This window comes from Rhodococcus sp. NPDC057297, from assembly GCF_042667435.1.
Classification (GTDB): domain Bacteria; phylum Actinomycetota; class Actinomycetes; order Mycobacteriales; family Mycobacteriaceae; genus Rhodococcoides.
In genome coordinates, this window is record NZ_JBHUZE010000013.1 from 37,780 (window position 1) to 59,121 (window position 21,342).

Consider the following 21,342-nt stretch of genomic DNA (forward strand, 5'->3'; position numbering starts at 1 on the left):
GGAGTGACCGGACAGCACAGGAGCGGAGCCTGCGGAGTGACCGGACAGCACAGGAGCGGAGCCTGCGGAGTGACCGGACAGCACTGTTCGTTCACTTGGCGCGCGACAAGTAACCTCTTGTCGTGGGCGAACATCGAACCTCCGGCGGATCCCGTGGAGTGAGCAAGGGACCGGTCATCGCAGCGGGCACCATCCTTGTGATGGTGCTCGCTGTGTTCGGTTGGTTCCAACTTCGCGACCGCATTGCCGATCAAGGCACGGAAGCGGCCGATACCTGTGTCGAAGGTCCGGCGGTGGTGCCGATCGTCGTCGACCCGGACATCTCGTCGCAGGTGACAGAGTTGGCTGCGGCGTTCACCGACAGTTCTCCGGTGGTACGCGATCATTGCGTGTCGCTCGAGGTGTCCACTCACGATTCCGCTCTGGTGGGGCCTGCCCTGGCTGCGGGCGAAAGCGCGTGGGACGCTGCCGTCTTGGGTCCGCCGCCGGCGTTGTGGATCCCGCGATCGTCGGATTTCGTTGCCGATCTACCCGCCGGCGCAGTCAACGGCACGCCTCGTTCGGTCGCGTCGTCACCGGTGGTCCTGGCTGCCCCCATCGCCGTCGCCGATGCACTCGAGGCCGCCGACATCGGGTGGGCCGACATTCCTCGCCTGCAGGCGGCACCCGACGGGCTCGACGCTATCGGTCTACCCGGGTGGGGCGGGCTTCGCCTTCTGCTTCCGCTCGGGCCGGAATCCGATGCGTCGACGGCGGCGCTGCGAGCGGTAGCGGCAACCACGTACGACTCCTCCGTGTACGACGAATCGGGCTCTGCCAGTGCGGACGTCGCCCGAAGCGGGCCCACTGTCTCCGCGATGTCCGCGCTCGCGACGACTGATCTCGGAACGCCCTCCACGACGAACGATTCGACCGATTCGGCACTTGCCCGGCTGAGCGCCGACACTTCACCGACAGCCGTCGCGCACACCGTTCCGGTGTCTGCCAGACAACTCGCCGCGTCGTCCCAGAGTGGTGTCACGGGATTCACTCCGCGAGGTGACGGGCCCGTGTTCGACCACCCGGCCGTCGTGCTGTCCGGAGCGTGGACGGACGACACGGCGAGCCGCGCCGCAGCACAGTTCGTCGATTTCATGTCCGGGCCGGACAACACATCGCTCTTCTCCGACTCAGGGTTCGACGCTGCCGCTCGGTCGCCGGCGTCGCTGCCGCCGCAGAACTCCGAGTTCGGTCGAACACTCGTCGACGCAGTTCTCGACCCTGCTACACCTCGGCGGGTGACGACACTTCTCGACGCATCCGGGTCGATGGACACTTCGGAGGGTCCAGGGACTCGGTTGCAGAACACAGTTGCAGCATTGGATCGCCAGTTCGACTCGGTCGTGGACGCCACCGAACTGGGGTTGTGGATCTACAGCAAGGATCTGGACGGCACACGCGCGTTCCGAACTCTCGTCCCCACCGGCCCGGTCGCGGACGTCATGGGCAACGAGACTCGTCGAGAACGTTTGGTGGCCGAGGCCGCCGGGGTTCGACCCGCGACTGCGACGTCGACGTACGAGTCGGTCCTCGCGGCCTATCTCGACGCTCTGTCCACCTACGCCCCCGGCAAGCCGAACAGCGTCGTCCTGGTCACCGACGGTCCGAACGACGATCCGAGCATCTCGGCGAGTCGATTCCTCGAGATGGTGTCGGACCTGATCGATCCGGAGCGTCCGGTGGCAGTCGATGTCGTCGCGCTAGGAACCAATCCGGACAGTTCGACGTTGCAATCAGTGTCCGATGCCACGGGCGGCTCCTTCAACACCGTTGCGTCGTCGGACGGTGAAGAACTCCCCAACCTTCTTCGAAAGTTGCTGTACTGAAACATGATTCGCCTTCTTGCCTTCGGCACGTTCCTTGCCGTCATCGGTCTTGTGCTCCATTTTCGCTACGTGCGGGCCACGAAGCTTCGCCGTCCGTACTCCACTGCCGCGGACACTGTGCTGGTCTTCATGTGGCTCCTGGCCCTGATCGGCATCGGATCGGGTGAGGTCTTCGATCCGGCATGGGCGCGGGTTCCGGCGTTCGTCGGTCTCAGTTGGCTCGCCGTGGTGCTGTACCTGGTGCTGGGCACAGTGCTGGTCGGCGCCGTCACCCTCGTCGTGCGGATCGTGTCGGCGGCACGCCGTCGTGAGTCGCACTCACTTCGGCTGCGCATTCACAGAATCGGCTCCGCGATCGCGGCATCCGTCGCTGTGGTGGCCGTCGGGTACGGCCTCGTCGAAGCGGCACTGCCGAAGGTGACCGACACTCGCGTTGCACTCGATCGGTTGCCCTCCGAATTCGATGGAACGCGCGTGGCCTTGGTATCCGACCTGCACGTCGGACCGGCTCGTGGAGCCGGCTTCGTTCAACGCGTGGTGGACGACGTCAACGCGCAGTCGCCCGACGTCGTGATCCTGGACGGCGATCTGATCGACGGCACCGTCGAACTCGTCGGAACAGACCTCGCTCCGCTGCAGCAGCTCGAGGCTCCCCTCGGAGTGTTCGCCGTAAGCGGTAATCACGAGTTCTATGCGGACGACGGCGGGAAATGGTTGGACCTGTGGGAGACGCTCGGTGTGACCGTTCTCAGGAACGAACACGAGACGATCAGCAAGTCGGGTGCCTCCATCGACATCGCCGGTATCAACGACGCCACCGCACCGGCGCCGTACGAACCCGATCTCGGTGCTGCGCTCGACGGGAGGGATGCGTCTCGGTTCGTGTTGCTGTTGGCACACCAGCCGCTGCAGGCGTTCGAGGCGTCGGACATGGGAGTGGACTTCCAGGTCTCCGGTCACACGCATGCCGGACAGATCTGGCCACTACGGTATCTCGTGCCGTTGCAGCAACCGAGCGTCGAAGGCCTCGATCGTGTCGGTGACACCACGCTGTACACCACGCGTGGGGCCGGCGCTTGGGGTCCGCCCGTCAGGGTTGCAGCACCGCCCGAGATCGCGATGCTGCACCTGACGTCCAGCTAGCCTCGAGGAGACGCCGAGTCGCTCTGCGGGCTCCACTCGAGGTCCGCGACCGGCGGGCACGAGCACACCAGGTTCCGATCGCCGTGGGCACCGTCGATCCGGCGTACTGCAGGCCACACTTTCGCCCGCGCCGCGGAGATCGATCCTCTCTTCGCGTTGGCTTCCCACGGATAGGCGGCTTCTTCGCGTGTGTACGGGTGGGTCCATTCCCCGACCAGGCACCGAGCCGTGTGGGGAGCACCGCGCAACGGGTTGTCCGTCGACGGCCACTCCCCCGAACCGACTCGATCGATCTCGCCGCGAATCGCGATCATGGCATCGCAGAATGCGTCGATCTCGTCCAGATCCTCACTTTCCGTCGGCTCGACCATCAATGTTCCCGCCACCGGGAAGCTCATGGTCGGAGCATGGAATCCGTAGTCCGCCAGCCTTTTCGCAACATCGTCCACGGTCACGCCTGTCGCCTTCGTCAGTCCGCGTAGGTCGAGAATGCACTCGTGCGCAACCATCCCGTTCTCCCCCGTGTACAGCACGGGGAAGTACTCGTCGAGGCGTCGGGCGATGTAGTTGGCCGACGCGATCGCAGTGAGGGTTGCGCGTCGCAGACCCTCGGCGCCCATCATCCGTACGTACGCCCACGTGATCGACAGAATGGACGCGCTTCCGAACGGAGCAGCCGAGATGGTCGCTCCACTGCCCAGTTCCGGTCGGAGCGGGTGCCCCGGCAGGTACGGCGCAAGATGCGATCGCACGGCGACCGGACCGACTCCCGGTCCTCCTCCGCCGTGTGGGATGCAAAAGGTCTTGTGCAGGTTGAGGTGGCTGACGTCGCCACCGAAGCGCCCAGGACGTGCGAGTCCGACTAATGCGTTCAGGTTCGCGCCGTCGACGTACACCTGACCGCCCGCGTCGTGCACAGCAGCGCATATCTCGTCTATGTCGTGTTCGTACACGCCGTGAGTCGACGGGTAGGTGATCATGATCGCAGCGAGGGAATCCGCGTGCGTGCCGATCTTGGCCCGCAGGTCGTCCACATCCACGTCACCGTTGGCGCGGCACGTCACGACGACGACCTTCATACCTGCCATGACCGCCGATGCCGCGTTGGTGCCGTGCGCACTCGACGGGATGAGGCAGATGTCGCGGTGAGAATCACCGCGACCGAGGTGATAGTCGCGAATTGCATGAAGGCCTGCGTATTCGCCCTGGCTTCCCGCATTCGGCTGCAGGCTCACCGCGTCGTATCCGGTGATGTCGACCAGCCATTTCTCGACGTCGGCGATGACGGCGCGGATTCCTTCGGTATCGCTGTCGGGCGCGAATGGATGCAGCCGGGCGAATCCGGGCCAGGTGATGGATTCCATCTCGGCGGTCGCGTTGAGCTTCATCGTGCACGACCCGAGTGGAATCATGCTGCGGTCGAGAGCGATGTCCTTGTCTGCCAACATCCGAAGGTAGCGAAGCATCGACGTCTCGGTGCGGTGCCGGGTGAACGCAGGATGAGTGAGGAACTCGGACGTTCGAATCAGTGAGTCGGGTAGCGACGAACGGGCGGACTTCGTGCTCGGCCCAGCGTCGAACGCGGCGAGCACCTGCTCGACGATGTCGGTGGTGGTCGCTTCGTCGCACGCGATCGAAACACGGTCGTCGTCGACCAAGCGCAGGTTGATACCGGAGCGTTGTGCTGCCTCGACGACGCCACGAGCTCGCCCCGGCACGAGTGCGGTGATCGTGTCGAAGAACGACGTGGATTCGACGGAGATGTTCGACGCTGCGAGCCCGTCGGCCAGCGCGACAGCGTGGGAGTTGATTCGGCGAGCGATGTCGCGGAGTCCCGAACTTCCGTGATAGGCGGCGTACATGGCGGCCACGATCGCGAGAAGGACCTGCGCGGTGCAGATGTTGCTGGTCGCCTTCTCACGACGAATGTGCTGCTCGCGGGTCTGCAACGCCAGTCGATAGGCGAGGTTGCCGTCTGCATCCACCGACACGCCGACCAGCCGTCCCGGAAGCTGACGCGCGTGGCCGTTCCGCACGGCGAGGTAACCGGCGTGCGGGCCACCGAATCCCATCGGAACACCGAATCGTTGGGTGGTGCCGAAGCATGCGTCCGCTCCCATCTCGCCCGGAGACGTGAGGAGGGTGAGCGCCAACAAATCGGCTCCGATGGCCACCAGAGCACCACGGGCGTGCGCGTCGTCGATCACGGCGGAGTGGTCGACGACGGCCCCCGATGCGCCTGGGAACTGAAGGAGAACGCCGAAGAACTCTCCATCGGGAAGTCCGCCGGTGACGTCGTGCCGTGCTAGCTCGATTCCGAGGGGCTCCGCACGCGTCTGGAGGACTGCCCAGGTTTGCGGGAAGACGTCGTCGTCCACCACGAATCGCGGGGACGTCGAGCCACGGTTGGCCCGCCTGAGCAACGTCATGGCCTCGGCGGCCGCCGTGGCCTCGTCGAGCATCGACGCACCGGCTACGTCCAACCCGGTCAGGTCGGACACCATGGTCTGAAAGTTGAGGAGCGCCTCGAGTCGGCCTTGGCTGATCTCCGGTTGATACGGGGTGTACGCCGTGTACCACGCGGGGTTCTCGAGGATGTTCCGAGTCAGGACAGGCGGTGTCAGGGTGTCGTAGTAGCCGAGCCCGATCATCGATGTCGCGACCACGTTCTTTGCAGCGAGGGCCGCGAGTTCGGCCAGCGCTTCATGTTCTCCGAGTGGAAGCGGGAGTCCTGCGAGACCGTCGGCAATGCCGTCGACGGTCCCATCGAGGATCGAGGCAGGCACCGCGCGCTGTGCGAGTTCGTCGAGCGATCCAGCGGCGACGACATCGAGTATGTGGGACAGCGCTGCGCTGTCCGGTCCGATATGTCGGTCGGAAAACGACGGGCGAGGACTCTGTTCGGTCATGGGACGCTCCGGTGGATGCATGCTGACGGGTGGAATGACCACGCGAACTGCGCGGTCGATCCTCCCCCTCTGTCGCATGCTCACCCGGGCGAGCGCCTGAGAGATTCGCACTCCGCGCACGCGACGCTCGGAGGTGCTTTCCCCTTGGGCGGGTGGGTGATCCCACCACTTTCCAGAGACGTCCAAGCTCACACGGTCCGTGTGCCTGAGAGATTGACGGGGAGGTATTGCTCCTTCGGCGTCCGGAGCTGGCTGCCCCGGAACTCTCCCGCGCGAGCGCGACGCTCTCGATCCTAGCCGGTCTTTCGATTTGCGCGACTCTTGCGGCGTGACGCCAACTCGTCTTCGGGACTGGGCTCGGATTCTCCGCCGTCGGCGCGTTCTGCGGGGAAGTCGGCTATCAGGCCGGTCAATTCACGCATCGCGCCGTTGACTGCGATACCGAATACACCCTGACCGCCTTGAAGAAGGTCGACGACTTCTTCGGCGGACGTGCATTCGTAGACGGTGGTGCCGTCCGAGAACAGGGTGATGTTGGCCAGATCGCCCACACCGCGTTGACGCAGGTGGTCGACGGCGACTCGGATGTTCTGAAGGGAGATTCCGGTGTCGAGGAGGCGCTTGACGATTTTCAGGACCAACATGTCCTTGAAGGAGTACAGCCGTTGGCTGCCAGATCCGGCAGCACTTCGGATCGAGGGTACGACCAGTCCGGTACGTGCCCAGTAATCGAGTTGCCGGTAGGTGATGCCCGCGATCTGGCATGCGCTCGGCACTCGGTATCCGACCAGCTCGTCCGGTACCGAATCGTCCGGGAACAGCCCTGGCTGGAATTCGCGGGCGGGCGGGCCGGACGGTTCAGGTCGAGTCGATTCGGAAGGGGTGGCGGTCACGGACTCGTCTGGCGTGGTGTCGTGCTCCGGCGCTGCCGTTTCCGACACAGCGGACTCCGACACCTGACGATCCTGCGGCTGATCTCGCACGAGGCGATCCTGCGGCTGATCTCCCACTGACTGCTCCCTCTTCGGATGTCTCGACACTGCGTACGTCCCGGTTGGCCCAGGTCGACCGGGACGAATCCCGGCGGTGTTCTCGCGTGAAGTTCCACTCCGCGTTCGAGAGCCAGACTACGCCCAGGTAGGGACGCGCGACACACGATCGAGGACTGCTTACCTCACGACGGGAACGCTATGGGTCCACCGAGGCAAGGTCAACGCAACGCGCCGTAAACCTGAACCTAAAGTTGAGGTTGAGACTCTTCCGTTACCAACGCGGGGTGTCAGCCGTCCGTCGCTTTGAAATCATCGGGCGAGACGGACTCGAGAAACTCCTTGAACTTCTCCACCTCGTCCTCACGCTCGTCCGGCATGAGCAGACCGGCTTCTGCCAGAACGGGTTCTTCGGCGATGATCGGCACGCCGACTCGGAGGGCGATCGCGACCGAATCCGACGGACGTGCCGACACGCGGATGTCCTTGTCGAACACCAGATCCGCGTAGAAGGTGCCCTCTTGCAGGTCGACGATTCTCACTTCCTTCAGGCGGTGTCCCAGGGCACCGATCAGCTCCTTGATCAGGTCGTGCGTCAAGGGACGAGCAGGCTGCACACCCTGCTGTTCCAGCGCGATCGCCGCAGCCTCTGTCTGCCCGATCCAGATGGGCAGGTAACGCTCACCGTCGGACTCGCGGAGCAGAAGCACAGGTTGGTTCTGCGGCTGTTCCACGCGAATACCGACTACACGCATTTCACTCATGGCGATTGCCTCCCACATGCGCTTGAAGATTCGGCCCCGGCTGTGGCTCGACCCGACTACAGCCGATTCTATTGGAATCGATGACCATGCGGCGCCACCCACGGTTCTGCGTCAGGTCATTTGTCCAGCGCGCCGCGCACCGCTGCTTTGACCAGACAGGTATGCAGGGTCAACGACAACGCAGCCAATTCGCGAATCATTTCTTCCGCGCGGTCGCGTGCACCGGCATCTCGGCCCTTTGCGACGGGACCCGCGATCTGAGCAACCAGACCCGCCTCGCGGTCGGCTGCCAACTTGAACGCCCGCAGATGCCGCACTTCCAGGCCGAAGCGCGACATCGCATGTGCTGTTCGAGCCAGAATCACGGAGCCCTCGTCGTAGAACCCGGCTTGGCCGGGAACCACGAGCCCTGCGCGCAGTAACTCCGTCAGAAAGGTGTCGTCGATTCCCGCACGTTCGAGCAGGTCCACCTTGGACACACGCACTTCCCGGTCGACGAGGAACTCCTCGGGAGACACCTCACCCGGAGCGATCGACAGAGCGCGCGGCTTTCGCGGTGCGGGCTCAGCGCTCTCGACGCGTGCCACCCCACTGTCGATCGCCTCCAACTGCTCCTTGATCACCTTGAGCGGCAGATACTGATCTCGTTGAGCAGTGAGGACATACCGAAGACGCTCGCAATCCGCAACGGAGAATCTCCGGTATCCCGACGGCGTGCGCTCCGGGGAGATCAGGCCCTCTGCCTCGAGGAACCTGATCTTGGAGATCGTGACGTCGGGAAAGTCGGGCCGAAGTCGATCCAGGACGGAGCCTATCGACATCCCCCCGGGAGACTGCTGCCCGACGGCGGTCACTGGCTGCCTGCACCCGCCGACGAATCGCCTGCAGGTGCATCGGCACCCGCGCGTGGGCCGGTGAGGAACACGAGACGGAACTTGCCGATCTGGACCTCGTCACCGTTGGCAAGGACTGCCGAATCGACAGGCTCGCGGTTGACGTAGGTGCCGTTCAGACTGCCGACGTCGACGACCTGGAAGGAGTCCTCTTCCTGGCGGAACTCGGCGTGGCGACGAGACACGGTGACATCGTCGAGGAAGATGTCGCTGTCGGGATGGCGTCCCGCCGAGGTCGTCGGCTGATCGAGCAGGAACCTCGACCCGGCATTGGGTCCACGCTTGACGACGAGAAGAGCCGAACCGACCGGCAAGCCTTCCACGCCCGACACCGGAGCCTCGGAGCTCTGGCTGGTCGCCGAGTTGTCCAGCTCCTGGAGGAAGTCTGCACGAAAAACCGAAGTGGTTTCCGCCGGCGACTCTCCGTAGATGCCGTCGTTGTCGTTCTCGCTCACCGTTTCTCCTTCTCAGTCCGATCGCCCGGGTCGATTGCACCCGAGTTACGCAGTAACCAAATTGCACGTTCTGTACTTCTTGCGGACCTACGTCGCCTCAGCCGATTGGCAACCCACGGTTGCCCCGGAAGGGACTACAGGCCACCACGGCGCAGCCGACTCGCCACGGCAACCACGCGTGCAGCTACACAAACCGTACCTTGCCCGCCCGCGCGGACGCATACGGTTGCTCACGCTGCGTTCGCGTGTGGTTACTCAGCCGTAATTCCAGCATATCCGGCGGCATCGAGCATCTGAGACAGCGACGCGTCCAATGCCTCCGATGTCTCTGTCTCGAGCTCCACGAGCCACCCGTCCGAGTACGGCCCCGAGTTGACCTTTTCCGGGGACGTATCCAGATCTGCGTTGACTGCAATGACTTTCGCGGTGAGGGGCGAGAAGACGTCGGAGACACTCTTGGTCGACTCGACCTCACCGAGCGACGATCCGGCCGTCACGTCGTCCCCGATCGACGGCAGCTGAACGAACACCACGTCACCGAGCTGTTCCTGTGCGTAATCGGTGATTCCGATTCGTACGGCGGTGGGGCTGATCCGCTGAACCCATTCGTGTTCCGGGGTGTAGAGCAAGTCGCCCGAGGGCTCGGTGTCGGTCACTGTTCGGCTGTCCTTTCGAGGAGGGCAGGTGCTGGCGCACCGACGTCCACACTAGTTTCCCGGCTGGTTTCCGGGCTGAGAGTATTGAGGTGACCGCAGATCCCGCAAGGCGGAGACACTCACCTGCGGAGACTGAGCTATGTCGCACCGTCCGCCGAAGCGAGACACCGTGTCCACGACACCGCCGGGGATGTCGAGCGCTGCGGCCAGTGTCGCCGGGTCACCGATTGCGGAGAACACGAAGGGCGCGGTCGTGGGTCGACCGTCGACGATCACACCACCCGGTTTGCCCGCGATCCACGAATCGACGCCGATGCGGATGGGCGGCTGTCCACCGCCGGAGAGCTGCACAGCTTCCGCTCCCGCCGCCCGCAGTTCCTGCAGCGCGTCGAGCAGAACTTCGGATCCGACCCCCGTGTCCGGATCTGTCACGGTGACGGTGACTCCCGGACCGGTGGCCGCAACGGTGCCGACCTGAATGGACAACGACGCAAGCCGGTCCTGCGCCTCGGCGAGGGCAGCGCCCGATCCGCCGTCGGACTGCTGCAGCGCAGACAGTGTGGTCTGCAACTCGGCGATTTCGCTGCGCAGCGCGGCCTCTCGCCTACCGACGTTGTCGAGGACGACCAGGAGGTCCGCCGGTCGGGCAGCATCGAGTGCATCACCGCTGTCCGTCTCCCTGACCTGCACCACGATCCCTATTCCCAGAACCGCCATCAACAGGACGGCGAGGGCGCCGAACGCGCGGGACGAGCCCTTCCGTCGGAATCTGTGCCGTCCGTCGGAAGCCTGTGCGGACCGGCTGTTCATTCGCTCGCTCACGCGCCGAACAGTCGTCGACGGAGAGCTGCGGCGTTGCCGAAGATTCTGATGCCCAGTACGACGACGATGGCAGTCGACAGTTGCGTACCCACGCCCAGTTGGTCACCGAGCCAGACGATCAGCCCCGCGACGAGGACGTTGAACACGAAGGACACGACGAAGACCTTGGCGTCGAAGATTCCGTCGAGAAACGCACGTACGCCGCCGAACACCGCATCGAGTGCGGCAACGACAGCGATCGGAAGGTACGGTGCGACGCCGACGGGGACCTCCGGGCCGGACACCGACCCGATGACGATTCCCACGACCATCGCTACCGCCGCCAACACCAGCAGTCCGGACCCTCGGCTCGGAGAACGCCGCCGATCACGGTCTTCGACGGTGGTCGAATTGCCTGTGTCCTTTTTGTCCGCGCGATGATTCGCGGCCTGCTCGTGGTCGCTCAACGTCCTGCTTCCTGTCCGGATGTGCCGACTGCACGCACGACTGCGGGGGGCACGCTCAGAGAGTCCGAGGAGCGTATCTCGAAACCGATTCGATAGAGCTGGGCGAGACCGGCCATACGTAGGTATGCATCACTGACCGAGAACTGTGCCTCCAGGCGCGTCGGCGACCCGATCGCAGTGACCGTGTAAGGCGAGAACACCGGCCGGTTGTCCACGAGCATGGCACCACCTGCTTGGCGGATCGTGACTCCCGGACCGATCCGAACGTCGTCGACGGCGATTGCTTCGGCTCCGCTGACCCACAGCGAATTCACCACTGTCTGGAGATCTCGGTCCAGCACGGCTGAATCCGATGAACCTCGAACGGGAACGGACACGTCGGACAGGTCCGACGGTGCGGGCGGTTCGGCGACGGTCACCACTATTCCGGGTCCCGTCGCACTGTCGGCGCCTGCGGCTACTTCGAGCGCGCGCAGATCGGTGAGGACTGCTGCGCCGCGATCGTCGTTCCTGAGTGCGTCGGCGCGTGCGCGGTCCACCTGCGCGCTGAGGTCCTGTCGGATGGAATCGAGGTCCGCTGCGCGCGATTCGGCGTCCCGGACACGGTGGAGGGTGTCCTGCCGAGACTCGCCACCGGAGGTGTCGAGAACTTGGGACAGCGCGATGCCGAACACGCAACCGACCAGTACGGCACCGAGCACCAGCATCGCGATGTCTTTGCCGTCGCGGGTCGATTCGCGCCGGGACGCCGCCGCTGCGGCGTAACCGGGGTCGAGGTGCTCGGACATCAGCGAGCGGAGCAGTGACGGAACTGGGTTTCGAGAAACCGGTTCACGCACTGCGTGTTTCCTCACGTGTGGGTGGCGCCGTGTGCCTCGCGACCAATGCGGCTTTGTACACGTACAGGCCGCCAGTCCACACGTACAGCGCGGTCCCCCAGACGAGCAGTGCCGCGCCGACAGGCCACAGCAGGTCCGCGACTGGGGACTCCCCTGTCGACGCGAGCAGCACCGGCAGGGTGATCATGATGACGAAGGTGGCGGCTTTGCCCAGATAGATCACCTCGGGTGGCGGCAGACCTCGTCGGCGATAGATGAACATGGTGCCTGCGAGCACCAGATCCCGGCCGACGAGAATCACCGCGACCCACCACGGAATGATCCCGCGCACGACGAAGGCAGCCAGGGCCGTGACGACCGAGAGACGGTCGACGAGCGGGTCGAGCATCGCGCCGAGCCGTGACGATTGGTCCAGAACACGGGCTAGTTTGCCGTCGAGCCAGTCGGTGGCACCGCTGGCCAACAGCACGGCGAGAGCCCATCCGTCGGATTGCGGACCCAACAGAAGATAAAGGAACAGCGGAATCAGCAACAGCCGGATCACGCTCAGGGCGTTGGGGAGCGTGAGCACGCGGTCGCTCAGGACTCCGCCCTCGTTGTCGGTGCTCACCGGTTACTTCCGTTCCCGCTGTCGACCGCGTGTGCAGGTGAACGTGCGATCACGATGCCGAAAGCGCAACCACCGGTATGACGCGCGTGGTCTTCTTCTCGTAATCGGCGAATCCCGAGTACAGCTCCGCCTGCTTCCGGTACAGGGTGTCGCGTTCGTCGCCTCGGATTTCCTGGGCCACGACATCGAACGTGTCGTCTCCCACCTCGATTCGTGCGGCCGGGTTGGCGAGAATGTTGTGGTACCACGCCGGGTTGGTGTCCGCCCCTGCCTTGGAGGCGAAGATGACGTACCGATCACCGTCGGGAAGGTACATGAGAGGGCTGAGCCTGTCCGCACCGATTTTCGCGCCGACGGTATGTAGCAACAGCAGCGGCGCGCCCTCGAAGGGGCCACCGACCTTACCGTGATTGGCACGGAACTCCGCAACGACCTGATCGTTGAAATCCGGCATCGGTTCTCCTGACGTCGCTGCTGTCGTCCACGGTGATCCGCCGCCACCGCGTCCGCTGTCCAGTGTGACTACCCTACCGCCGGAGTCGATGCCGGAAACTCCGTTCGCACAGTCCTACCGCGGGGCGGACGGTCGACGTCACCGTGCAGCGGCGCGTCCGGCCGCGCGGCCCGAGAAGATGCAGCCGCCGAGGAATGTGCCTTCCAGCGAACGGTATCCGTGGACACCGCCGCCGCCGAAGCCGGCGACCTCGCCGGCCGCGAACAATCCGTCGAACGGCGTTCCGTCGGTGCGCAACACCCGTGAATCGAGATCGGTTTCGAGTCCGCCGAGGGTTTTCCTCGTGAGCAAGTGCAGCTTGACCGCGATCAACGGGCCCGACGCCGGATCCAGGAGTCGATGCGGACTTGCTATGCGGGCGACCTTGTCGCCTTTGTACTTGCGTGCAGCATGAATGACCGACACCGACAGGTCCTTGCTGAAACCGTTGACCATCTCTCTGTCTCGGGCGATCAATGTGGCCTCGATGGCGTCCGCGTCCAGATCGACCGATCCGATCTTGTTCATGCCCGCGACCAGCTCACGCACGGAGTCCGCGACCACGAAGTCCACTCCGCGACGCTTGAACGCTTCCACGGGACCGGGCGCACCGGGCCGAACGCGCTCGAGCAGCTTGCGCACGCTCCGGCCCGTCAGGTCGGGATTCTGTTCCTGGCCCGAGAGCCCGAACTCCTTCTCGATGATCTTCTGATCGAGCACGAACCACGAGTAGTCGCATCCGGTACGGACGATGTGTTCGAGGGTGCCGAGCGTGTCGAACCCGGGAAATAGCGGCGCGGGGAGCTGCTTGCCGGTCGCGTCGAGCCACAACGACGACGGCCCGGGCAGGATCCTGATTCCGTGGTTCGGCCACACCGAGTCGTAGTTGGTGATTCCTTCCGTGTAGTGCCACATCCGGTCGGAGTTGATGAGGCTGGCTCCCGCACGACGGCTGATCTCGAGCATCCGACCGTCCACGTGCGCGGGAACGCCCGTCAACATGTGCTGCGGTGGGTTGCCGAGGCGCGCCGGCCAGTTCTTTTTGACCAGATCCCAGTTCGCGCCTATCCCACCGGAGGTCACGACGATTGCACCGGCAGTGAACTCGAACTCGCCGACCGAGAGCCGCGACGACGGAACGCCTCGAGCGACGTCCGACGGCTCCAACACCGATCCTCGGACTCCCGTCGCCACACCGTCGCTCACGAGAATCTCGTCGACGCGGTGTCGGAACGCGAAGTCGACCAATCCTCGACCGGCACCCTCGCGCACTGTGGCGGCGAACATGTCGACGAGAGCGGGCCCGGTCCCCCACGTGATGTGGAATCTCGGTACGGAATTGCCGTGGCCTTCCGGCCCGTAGCCACCTCGTTCGGCCCAGCCGACGAGCGGGAATATCTTCAACCCTCGCTGTCGCAGCCAGCTACGCTTTTCGCCTGCGGCGAACTCCACGTACGCCTGAGCCCACCGCCGCGGCCACGCATCCTCTTCCCTGTCGAAGCCCGCAGTACCCATCCAGTCCTGGAGAGCGAGGTCGTAGGAGTCCTTGATTCCGAGCCGCCGCTGCTCGGGACTGTCGACGAAGAACAGGCCGCCGAAGGACCAGTAAGCCTGTCCGCCCAGGTTGGCTTCGTTTTCCTGATCGACCAGGATCACGCGTTTTCCTTTGTCGACCAGTTCGGCTGCGGCAACGAGGCCTGCCAGTCCACCCCCGACGACTATCGCATCGGCGGTGCGTGTCGATTTGGCGGTTCCGTTCACCACTGTTGCCCCCGAGTCCTGGATGCTCACCTGTGTCGGCGATCACTTCGATGTCGGCCTCGACTCTAACCCGGCCGTCGGATCGCGCGACCACACGATGTCGTAGCCGTCGTCTAGTGTCTACGGAACTCGACTGGAAGGTGCTCGTGTGGCAATCGAATCCAACTCGTCCTCGGAATCCGGTTCTGGTTCACCCTTCAACCGAAACGTCTTCGGCTCAGGCACTTTCCCGTCCTCGCAGCTGCGAACGGTCGTACCGCCGTTCCTGCTGGAGCGGATCGCGGAGAGCGCGTCGTCCGGCCGCGGCCAGGGAGTGGTGGCAGACCATGCGTCGTCGAGCGCGGCACGCACCCTCGCCATCGACCGTCAGCTCGCGCGTGGACGTTCTCCCCTGCGGTCCCCCGTTCGCGCCTCCTCGGCCGCAGCTGCCGAGGGTCCGGTTCGGTCGATCCACGATGCGCAGAACCGTGACGCGCTACCCGGCCGCCTCGTCAGGTCCGAGGGTGAGCCCGCCTCCGGGGACGTCTCGGTCGACGAGGCCTACGACGGCCTCGGCACCACGTTCGCCTTCTTTCGGGAGGTGTACGGCTACGAAAGTCTCGATGGAAAGGGCCTCCCCCTCTCCGCCACCGTGCATTTCGACCGCGACTACGACAACGCGTTCTGGGATGGCGAGCGAATGGTGTTCGGAGACGGGGACGGCGAAGTGTTCGGCCGGTTCACTGCCTCGCTCAGCGTCATCGCCCATGAACTGACGCACGGTTTCACTCAGTACACTTCCGCGCTCGAGTACGTCGGACAAGCGGGCGCGCTCAACGAGTCTCTGTCGGACGTGTTCGGCGTTCTCGTGGAACAGTATTCGTCGAAGCAGGACGCGAAGACTGCATCGTGGCTCGTGGGAGAGGGTCTGTTTCTCCCTGCGGTCGAGGGACGGGCGCTTCGGTCGATGATCGACCCTGGCACGGCCTACGACGACGACATCCTCGGGCGAGACCCTCAACCGAAGGACATGGACGGGTACGTCGAGACCACGGCAGACAACGGAGGTGTCCACATCAACTCGTCCATCCCCAACCGCGCATTCGCGTCTGCAGCCAGGGCGCTCGGCGGACCGGCGTGGGACAGGGCGGGGCAGGTGTGGTTCGACGTCGCCACCGATTCGTCGTTGCCGTCGACCGTCGATTTCGAAGGGTTCGCAGCAGCCACGGTGTCTGCGGCAGTCACGCGTTACGGCGCCGAGTCCGATGTTCACCGGGCCGTTGCCGCAGGTTGGGCTACCGTGGGAGTGGTCGTGGACGCGCAGGAACCGGCGGAGTCGTCCACGCGTCGAGTCTGAGACGTGAGGACGGTGGCATGTTCATCGAAGTCGTTCGTGTAGGTGGCGTGGCCGGCCTCACTCGCCGAGCACAGATCGACACCGATGTGCTGGACGACGACGCATCGGTGCGCGAGTGGCAGGAACTCGTCGAACAGGCACGGCCGATGCTCACGTCCACCGAAGACCGATCCGGGAGCGCGTCGAGGCGTCGGGACGCGTTCGAATGGACTGTGTCGGTGGACGACACGACGTGCCGTCTGGGTGATTCGTCGATCACCGGGGCGCTCCGCACCCTCGCGCAACGCACGCTGCGCGAGGGTCGGACACCCTGATTGTCTCAGTTCGGGCAGCCGGTGAGGTTCAGGTGGCCGGGCGCGCTACCCGGCCCGTCGACCCCGGGGGATCCATCCGGTAGGTGATCAGCCTGGAGCTGTTGGCCACGACGGCGACGGACGATGCGTTGTGCAGTATCGCGGCCAGGACCGGTGACAATCCGCCGGCAGCACTGACGAGCAATCCGACCGCGTTCACCGCGATGGACATGCCGTAGTTCTGCTGGATCACGTCGACTGCGTGTCCGCCGAGGTCACGAACGTCCAGGAGGCGATTCAGATCGTCGCTGGCCAGTGCAACATCGGCAGTTTCCACGGCGACGTCGGTTCCGGCGAGACCCATCGCGATGCCGATGTCGGCGGCCGCCAGTGCAGGCGCATCGTTGGTCCCGTCTCCCACCATTGCCACGATGTGACCTTGCTGCTGAAGATCGTGAACGACCGTCAGTTTGTCCTCCGGCATGACCTCTGCTCGCCACTCGGTGATACCGAGTTCCGCAGCGACTGCAGCTGCGGTGTCCTGGTGGTCGCCGGTCAGCATGATGATGCGTTCGACGCCGTCTGCGCGCAGCCGAGTCAGCACGTTCAGCGCTTCGGGGCGGACTTCGTCGCGCAGACTGATAAGCCCGACGAGGGTTCCGTCGACCGCGAGCAGAAGCGGCGTTTCGGCTTGGCGCTGCAGTTTCTTCACCCACGATGCGGCGTCTTCGGACACCTCGACGTTCTCGCTCCTGAGCAGGGACGGACTTCCGAGAAGCAAGGTCCGTCCGTCGGCCCATGTCCTCATTCCCAGTCCGACGAGCACCTCGCATTCTTCGTGTGGAGGAATTTCGATGTGACGCTCTTCGGTGGAGCGAATGACGGCTTCGGCCAGAGGATGTCGTGAGTGGATCTCGGAGCTCGCGGCGTACGCCAGGACCTGTTCCGGGAGCCAATCGTCGGCGAAGGCAACTACATTGGTCACAACCGGTCGGCCGACTGTGAGCGTGCCGGTCTTGTCGAACACGACAGCGTCGACGCGGCCGGCAAGTTCGAGGTGCGACCCGCCCTTGATGAGGATGCCGCGGCGGGCACCGTTTCCGATGGCCGCACTGATAGCGGTGGGTGTGGACAGACCGACTGCACAGGGACACGCAACGAGCAGCATTGTCATGGCGCGCCGCACATCCCGTGTGACGATCAGCGTGAGAGCCGAGAGCAGGAAGGACGTCGGCACGAAGCGCCGCGAGAAGTTCTCGCCGACGGTCTGAATCGGTGCTCGATCTTCCTGAGCTTCTTCCACCCGCGAGATGATGCGGCCGATTGCGGTGTCCTTGCCGACGGCAGTGGCGCGTACGACGAGGCGTCCGCGTACGACGACCGATCCGGCGTGAATGCGTGCGCCCGGAACGACGGACACGGGCAGCGTTTCTCCGGTGATGGCCGATTGATCGACGATGGATTCACCGTCGACGACGATGCCGTCGACCGGGGATGCCACGTGGTCGTACACGACGACCTCGTCGCCGACGGTCAAGGACTCGGTGTCGACGGAGATCTCACTGCCGTCGGCCAACCGTATCCATGCGGTGTCCTGAGTCCCGCCGAGGAGGTCGGCAATGGCGCGTCTGGTCCGCCGAAGGGTCAACTCCTGCAGATACTCACCGATGTTGAGCAACCAGAGGACGGTCAGTGCGACGACGTTCTCGCGCAGAACCAAGCTGGCTACGGTCGCGGCCGACACCAGAGCGTCGGTGCCTGCGCCCTTGTTCCCCGTGATCGACCGGAGGGCACCCTTCAGGAACGGGTATCCGGTGAAGACGGTGGCTCCCGTGGCCACGAGCCGACTGGTGGGACCCAGAATCGGTGGACGTCCGAGTCCGTAGCGACGGATGCCCAGCAGAACCAGCGCGGCGCCGCCGACGGCCATGCGGAGAACTTCGGCGCTGGCGATGTCGGCGGACCGTGGTGTGCGGTCCGGCACGGCGGACCGAGCCGTCGACTTGCCCTCCTGGACCGCGGCGATCACGGCATAGCGGTCGACCCGAGTACGAGACACCCACACCACGACGGAGCCGGTACGCGGATATGCATGCGCTGCACGGACACCGACCACTTTGTCGAGGGCGTTCTCGATTGCCACTGCCCGGCCCGGGCTCGAACGGAGCCAGGGAACGTCCAATCTGATTCGTCCTGCCGCGTCGGACAGCACACGAATGTCAGCCGACGACGTTGCTGCCGATGTGCTGTTGCCCGCCCGGTTCGGGGCGAAGTCGATGACGTCGGATTCGGTCGCCACGGTCAGTGGCTGTGTCCGTGACCGGTCTCGCCGACAGCGGGCGGCGGAACTTCTTCCCCGAGTCGTTCCTTGGCCTCGGCGACGACGTCCGATACCTGCAGACGTGCCGACTCGGCACCCTCCTCGGCCTTGCGCACACCGCGAAGGCCCCACTCGGTTGCGGTCACAGCCGCTCCCCTGATGGGTGCTTTCGCGATCAAGGTTCTTGCGCCGTTGTACGCCGCGACGCCGACTGCTCCCGTGACGACGGTGGTCAGTGCCTTCGACAGAAGTATCTGGAATGCCATTCGTTCACTATATGACCGGCGTAGGCGTGCTGTCCCACCCGTGTGCTGGCGTTTCTCGTGTGCGAACGTGCGCATCGACGCATGCGGGGATACCCTGCGGACTGGATCGTGCACAAGCGGCGCTTCGCGGTGTTGTGATCTGTCGGCCGACATTCTCGGTCGGGGACGCGCACCGGACGGGTGGGGATATTCTTCGGATGTGCCCAGCGTTCCCAGTGTCCTGTGCGTTCACGCTCATCCCGACGACGAGGCACTGTTCACCGGCGGGATTCTGGCGCGAAGCGCTGCGGCGGGTGCACGCACAGCCGTGGTGACGTGTACGTGGCGTGACGGCGAGGAACGTGTCGAGGAACTGCGCCGTTCTCTCGAGATTCTGGGTGCTGGTGAACCTCGCTTGCTCGGCTACACCGACAACGCCCTGTCAGGCGGTGTTCTCTTCTGCGCTGCGCCGTTCGACGAGGCGGTCGGCAAACTGGTTGCGCACATACGATCGTTTCGGCCCGACATCGTGGTCACCTACGACGGATTCGGGTCTTACGGGCATCCGGATCATGTTCACGCGCACAGGGTGACACTGGCTGCGTTCGAGGCGTCCGGTTACGAGCAGCTGTTTCCCGAGGCCGGCGAGCCGTGGCGTCCGGCCCATCTGTGCTTCGCGACTTTTCCTCGAACCGCCATCGAGTCGAAGTGGCAGACCCTGTTCGGGACGGCGGCCCCGGCCCCCGGGCCAGGAGTCCCCGGCATTGCCGACAGTGACGTCGACCTGGCGATCGACGTCAGCGCCTGGTTCGACACCAAGTGGTCGGCGTTCAGCCAACACCGTTCCGAGATCGAACGCGGTGGTGGTGCGTCGCAGTTCGCGAACATGGACGTTGCGACTCGTCGGGAAGCGCTCGGTACCGAGTGGTTCGTTCATCGAGCGCCCGTCGGGGTCGACCCCACGAGGGATCCGTTCCTGCCTAGTTAGGATTCCGTCGTAGCAGCACACCGCGTCGACAGTCGAATCACTCTGCAGCGCATCGGGTATCGAGTCGACCGCGTTCTTGGACCGGGTGCGGTCGGGACATCGGCGCGTACGGTGGACGATGTATCTGATCAGGACTCGACGTGGGGGCGTCGGTCGAGAAACGAACCGGAGATTCTTCCCGTGGACTGGGACGACGAGCGCCGGAAGGCGCGGTTGATCGAGACTCGATGGGGACGCGAGTGGCGAGTACTGGGGAGAACGCGTCGGTGCCTGCTTCGCGTGTCGCTCGCGTCGATTCCATTGCTCCTCCTGTTCGGTGTGTACTGGCGTGTCGATGTCGCGCCGGAGCAACGGCGCCTCGCCGACACCCGCCCGAGCATCGACGAGATCTACGGGCCACGTGATCCTGCGGACGCCACGACGGCTGTCGTGGACCTGGTCGGCTTGGGTAATCTCGATGCGGCGCCCACGGCGGCGACTCTGCCTGCGTTGGCGGACCTCGGCCGGGTCTGGTCCGTTCGGTACGACAATCGTGGCCTCGACACGCGGGTGATCAGCGACCTCATCGACAGACGCGCAACTGCTGTGGGAGTGAGCAACATCGTTCTCGTCGGACACAGCATGGGTGGAGTCGTCGCACTCGAGGCTGCGCAGCATCTGTACGAGGACTCCGACAAGACCGTGGGGGGTGTCGTGCTCGATTGCACACCGGTCGACTTGCACGCTGTTCGAGAGGCCAGTCGAGACGCGGGCGAGGACTTGCTGCGGTGGATCGGATGGTTACCGGGGGCGCGTGAGAGCCGATCGCTACGGACGATCGTCGAGATGGCTGCGCGACAGAACAGGTTCGTGGACAGGCAGTCGTCGTGGCTCCCGCATATCGAGTGGGGGGAGGCTGCTTCGGCGTTCGACGAAGTGATGCGCGACAAGGTGTTGAATCCGTCGGCGGCCAGCAACGGTTTCATCGAATCGCAGTTCAAGACAATTGTCGCCTCGGGTGCTCTGGACAACCTCGACGCGTTGTCGGACGAAGTCGACGGCAAGACCGCACCGGCGATCGTGTTCTTGCGTCCGCCGGACGGGGCGGCGGACACCGTGGTCGACGTCGACTATTCCCAACGCATTCTGTTCGAGCGATCGGGAGGGCCCGACGGAAACCTTCGCGTGGTCCGAATGCCGGGTACCGGCCACGCCAATCCGCGTCAGGCCGCCGACATGTACAACTCGGCGATCACGACGCGGGTCGTGCCGATGGTCGACGCCAGCAGTTCGCGCGCGTGGAAGTCCTCGGCCGGACCCGACCCCACCGAGCGGGGTGAGGTGTCACCGCGGTGAGTTTCCGGCTGCACTCATCCGGACTTCGGCGCCTCGGAGGGCAGGTGCTGTCGCTGATGTGACCCAGGGAGGAACGTCCTCGGGGGCGGTTCCCGTTGCCCCGCCGTAGATCACGGCGAGAGTGTCACGTTCGAAATCCGAGCCCGCGTAGGACACCGGCGTCTGTTCGACGATGCCCGG

At 64.7% G+C, this 21,342-nt stretch carries 20 protein-coding genes, 1 pseudogene and 1 riboswitch; of the genes and pseudogenes, 6 read left to right on the plus strand and 15 right to left on the minus strand.

Annotated elements, in window-relative coordinates; genetic code table 11:
- The first annotated feature begins 122 nt into the window (after window positions 1-122).
- A complete protein-coding gene (locus ACFULT_RS26080) occupies window positions 123-1,865 on the plus strand; it encodes a substrate-binding domain-containing protein (RefSeq protein ID WP_378482939.1) in 1,743 nt (580 codons plus the stop codon).
- A 3-nt stretch (window positions 1,866-1,868) separates the two neighbouring features.
- Window positions 1,869-3,008 (plus strand): metallophosphoesterase, encoded by a 1,140-nt coding sequence (locus ACFULT_RS26085; protein WP_037112723.1) that lies wholly within the window; start codon window positions 1,869-1,871, stop codon window positions 3,006-3,008.
- On the opposite strand, the gene gcvP is transcribed toward ACFULT_RS26085, so the two are convergent.
- The 12 genes from gcvP to ACFULT_RS26145 all read right to left on the minus strand — a co-directional run bounded on the left by gcvP (window position 3,005) and on the right by ACFULT_RS26145 (window position 14,645).
- Window positions 3,005-5,917 (minus strand): aminomethyl-transferring glycine dehydrogenase, encoded by a 2,913-nt coding sequence (gene gcvP / locus ACFULT_RS26090; protein ID WP_378482940.1) that lies wholly within the window; start codon window positions 5,915-5,917, stop codon window positions 3,005-3,007. The genes ACFULT_RS26085 and gcvP overlap by 4 nt on opposite strands.
- A 183-nt stretch (window positions 5,918-6,100) precedes the next feature.
- Window positions 6,101-6,198: riboswitch (glycine riboswitch) on the minus strand.
- Between the two features lie 12 nt (window positions 6,199-6,210).
- Window positions 6,211-6,900 carry a MerR family transcriptional regulator gene (locus ACFULT_RS26095; protein ID WP_371828891.1) on the minus strand — a complete coding sequence of 230 codons (690 nt, stop codon included), beginning with the start codon at window positions 6,898-6,900 and terminating at the stop codon, window positions 6,211-6,213.
- A gap of 296 nt (window positions 6,901-7,196) precedes the next feature.
- Window positions 7,197-7,670 carry a bifunctional nuclease family protein gene (locus ACFULT_RS26100; RefSeq protein WP_026348282.1) on the minus strand — a complete coding sequence of 158 codons (474 nt, stop codon included), beginning with the start codon at window positions 7,668-7,670 and terminating at the stop codon, window positions 7,197-7,199.
- Between the two features lie 116 nt (window positions 7,671-7,786).
- The gene (locus ACFULT_RS26105; protein ID WP_094721585.1) at window positions 7,787-8,524 is read right to left on the minus strand and encodes a MerR family transcriptional regulator; all 738 of its coding nucleotides are present in this window, start codon (window positions 8,522-8,524) and stop codon (window positions 7,787-7,789) included.
- Entirely contained in the window at window positions 8,521-9,018 is a 498-nt protein-coding gene (garA, locus tag ACFULT_RS26110; protein ID WP_019667960.1) for a glycogen accumulation regulator GarA, read from the minus strand. The genes ACFULT_RS26105 and garA overlap by 4 nt, the downstream gene beginning before the upstream one ends.
- Window positions 9,019-9,269: 251 nt before the next feature.
- Window positions 9,270-9,674, minus strand: a complete 405-nt coding sequence (gcvH, locus tag ACFULT_RS26115) for a glycine cleavage system protein GcvH (RefSeq protein ID WP_037112720.1) — start codon at window positions 9,672-9,674, stop codon at window positions 9,270-9,272.
- Window positions 9,675-9,725: 51 nt separating this feature from the next.
- Window positions 9,726-10,484, minus strand: coding sequence for a DUF881 domain-containing protein (locus tag ACFULT_RS26120; protein WP_378482944.1), 759 nt, complete (start codon window positions 10,482-10,484; stop codon window positions 9,726-9,728).
- Window positions 10,485-10,492: 8 nt separating this feature from the next.
- On the minus strand, window positions 10,493-10,807 hold the full coding sequence (locus ACFULT_RS26125) for a small basic family protein (RefSeq protein WP_378482945.1): 315 nt from the start codon (window positions 10,805-10,807) through the stop codon (window positions 10,493-10,495).
- 131 nt (window positions 10,808-10,938) lie between these two features.
- Window positions 10,939-11,730, minus strand: a complete 792-nt coding sequence (locus ACFULT_RS26130; protein WP_378482946.1) for a DUF881 domain-containing protein — start codon at window positions 11,728-11,730, stop codon at window positions 10,939-10,941.
- A 43-nt stretch (window positions 11,731-11,773) separates the two neighbouring features.
- Window positions 11,774-12,391: a CDP-alcohol phosphatidyltransferase family protein gene (locus ACFULT_RS26135; protein ID WP_378482941.1), complete on the minus strand. Its 618-nt coding sequence runs from the start codon at window positions 12,389-12,391 to the stop codon at window positions 11,774-11,776.
- A gap of 49 nt (window positions 12,392-12,440) precedes the next feature.
- On the minus strand, window positions 12,441-12,845 hold the full coding sequence (locus ACFULT_RS26140) for a nitroreductase family deazaflavin-dependent oxidoreductase (RefSeq protein ID WP_378482942.1): 405 nt from the start codon (window positions 12,843-12,845) through the stop codon (window positions 12,441-12,443).
- 138 nt (window positions 12,846-12,983) lie between these two features.
- Window positions 12,984-14,645, minus strand: a complete 1,662-nt coding sequence (locus ACFULT_RS26145; protein ID WP_378482947.1) for an FAD-binding dehydrogenase — start codon at window positions 14,643-14,645, stop codon at window positions 12,984-12,986.
- Window positions 14,646-14,793: 148 nt separating this feature from the next.
- Between ACFULT_RS26145 and ACFULT_RS26150 the strand changes: the two genes are divergently transcribed.
- Together ACFULT_RS26150 and ACFULT_RS26155 are read left to right on the plus strand one after the other, a co-directional pair.
- Window positions 14,794-15,981, plus strand: a complete 1,188-nt coding sequence (locus ACFULT_RS26150) for a M4 family metallopeptidase (RefSeq protein WP_378482943.1) — start codon at window positions 14,794-14,796, stop codon at window positions 15,979-15,981.
- Between the two features lie 17 nt (window positions 15,982-15,998).
- Complete coding sequence (locus ACFULT_RS26155) at window positions 15,999-16,295, plus strand: protealysin inhibitor emfourin (protein ID WP_019667969.1); 297 nt, start codon at window positions 15,999-16,001, stop codon at window positions 16,293-16,295.
- A gap of 28 nt (window positions 16,296-16,323) precedes the next feature.
- Here the strand turns inward: ACFULT_RS26155 and ACFULT_RS26160 are convergent, their stop codons facing one another.
- Both ACFULT_RS26160 and ACFULT_RS26165 read right to left on the minus strand, forming a co-directional pair.
- The gene (locus ACFULT_RS26160) at window positions 16,324-18,492 is read right to left on the minus strand and encodes a cation-translocating P-type ATPase (RefSeq protein WP_176460094.1); all 2,169 of its coding nucleotides are present in this window, start codon (window positions 18,490-18,492) and stop codon (window positions 16,324-16,326) included.
- Window positions 18,493-18,575: 83 nt separating this feature from the next.
- Entirely contained in the window at window positions 18,576-18,860 is a 285-nt protein-coding gene (locus tag ACFULT_RS26165) for a DUF1490 family protein (RefSeq protein ID WP_019667971.1), read from the minus strand.
- Window positions 18,861-19,059: 199 nt separating this feature from the next.
- On the opposite strand from ACFULT_RS26165, the gene ACFULT_RS26170 reads away from it, so the two are divergent.
- Both ACFULT_RS26170 and ACFULT_RS26175 read left to right on the plus strand, forming a co-directional pair.
- Window positions 19,060-19,827, plus strand: coding sequence for a PIG-L family deacetylase (locus ACFULT_RS26170; protein ID WP_037112708.1), 768 nt, complete (start codon window positions 19,060-19,062; stop codon window positions 19,825-19,827).
- A gap of 180 nt (window positions 19,828-20,007) precedes the next feature.
- Window positions 20,008-21,162 (plus strand): lipase family alpha/beta hydrolase, encoded by a 1,155-nt coding sequence (locus ACFULT_RS26175; RefSeq protein WP_378482948.1) that lies wholly within the window; start codon window positions 20,008-20,010, stop codon window positions 21,160-21,162.
- On the opposite strand, the pseudogene ACFULT_RS26180 reads toward ACFULT_RS26175, so the two are convergent.
- Window positions 21,151-21,342: pseudogene (locus ACFULT_RS26180) on the minus strand (hypothetical protein); the annotation flags it as partial. The gene ACFULT_RS26175 and the pseudogene ACFULT_RS26180 overlap by 12 nt on opposite strands.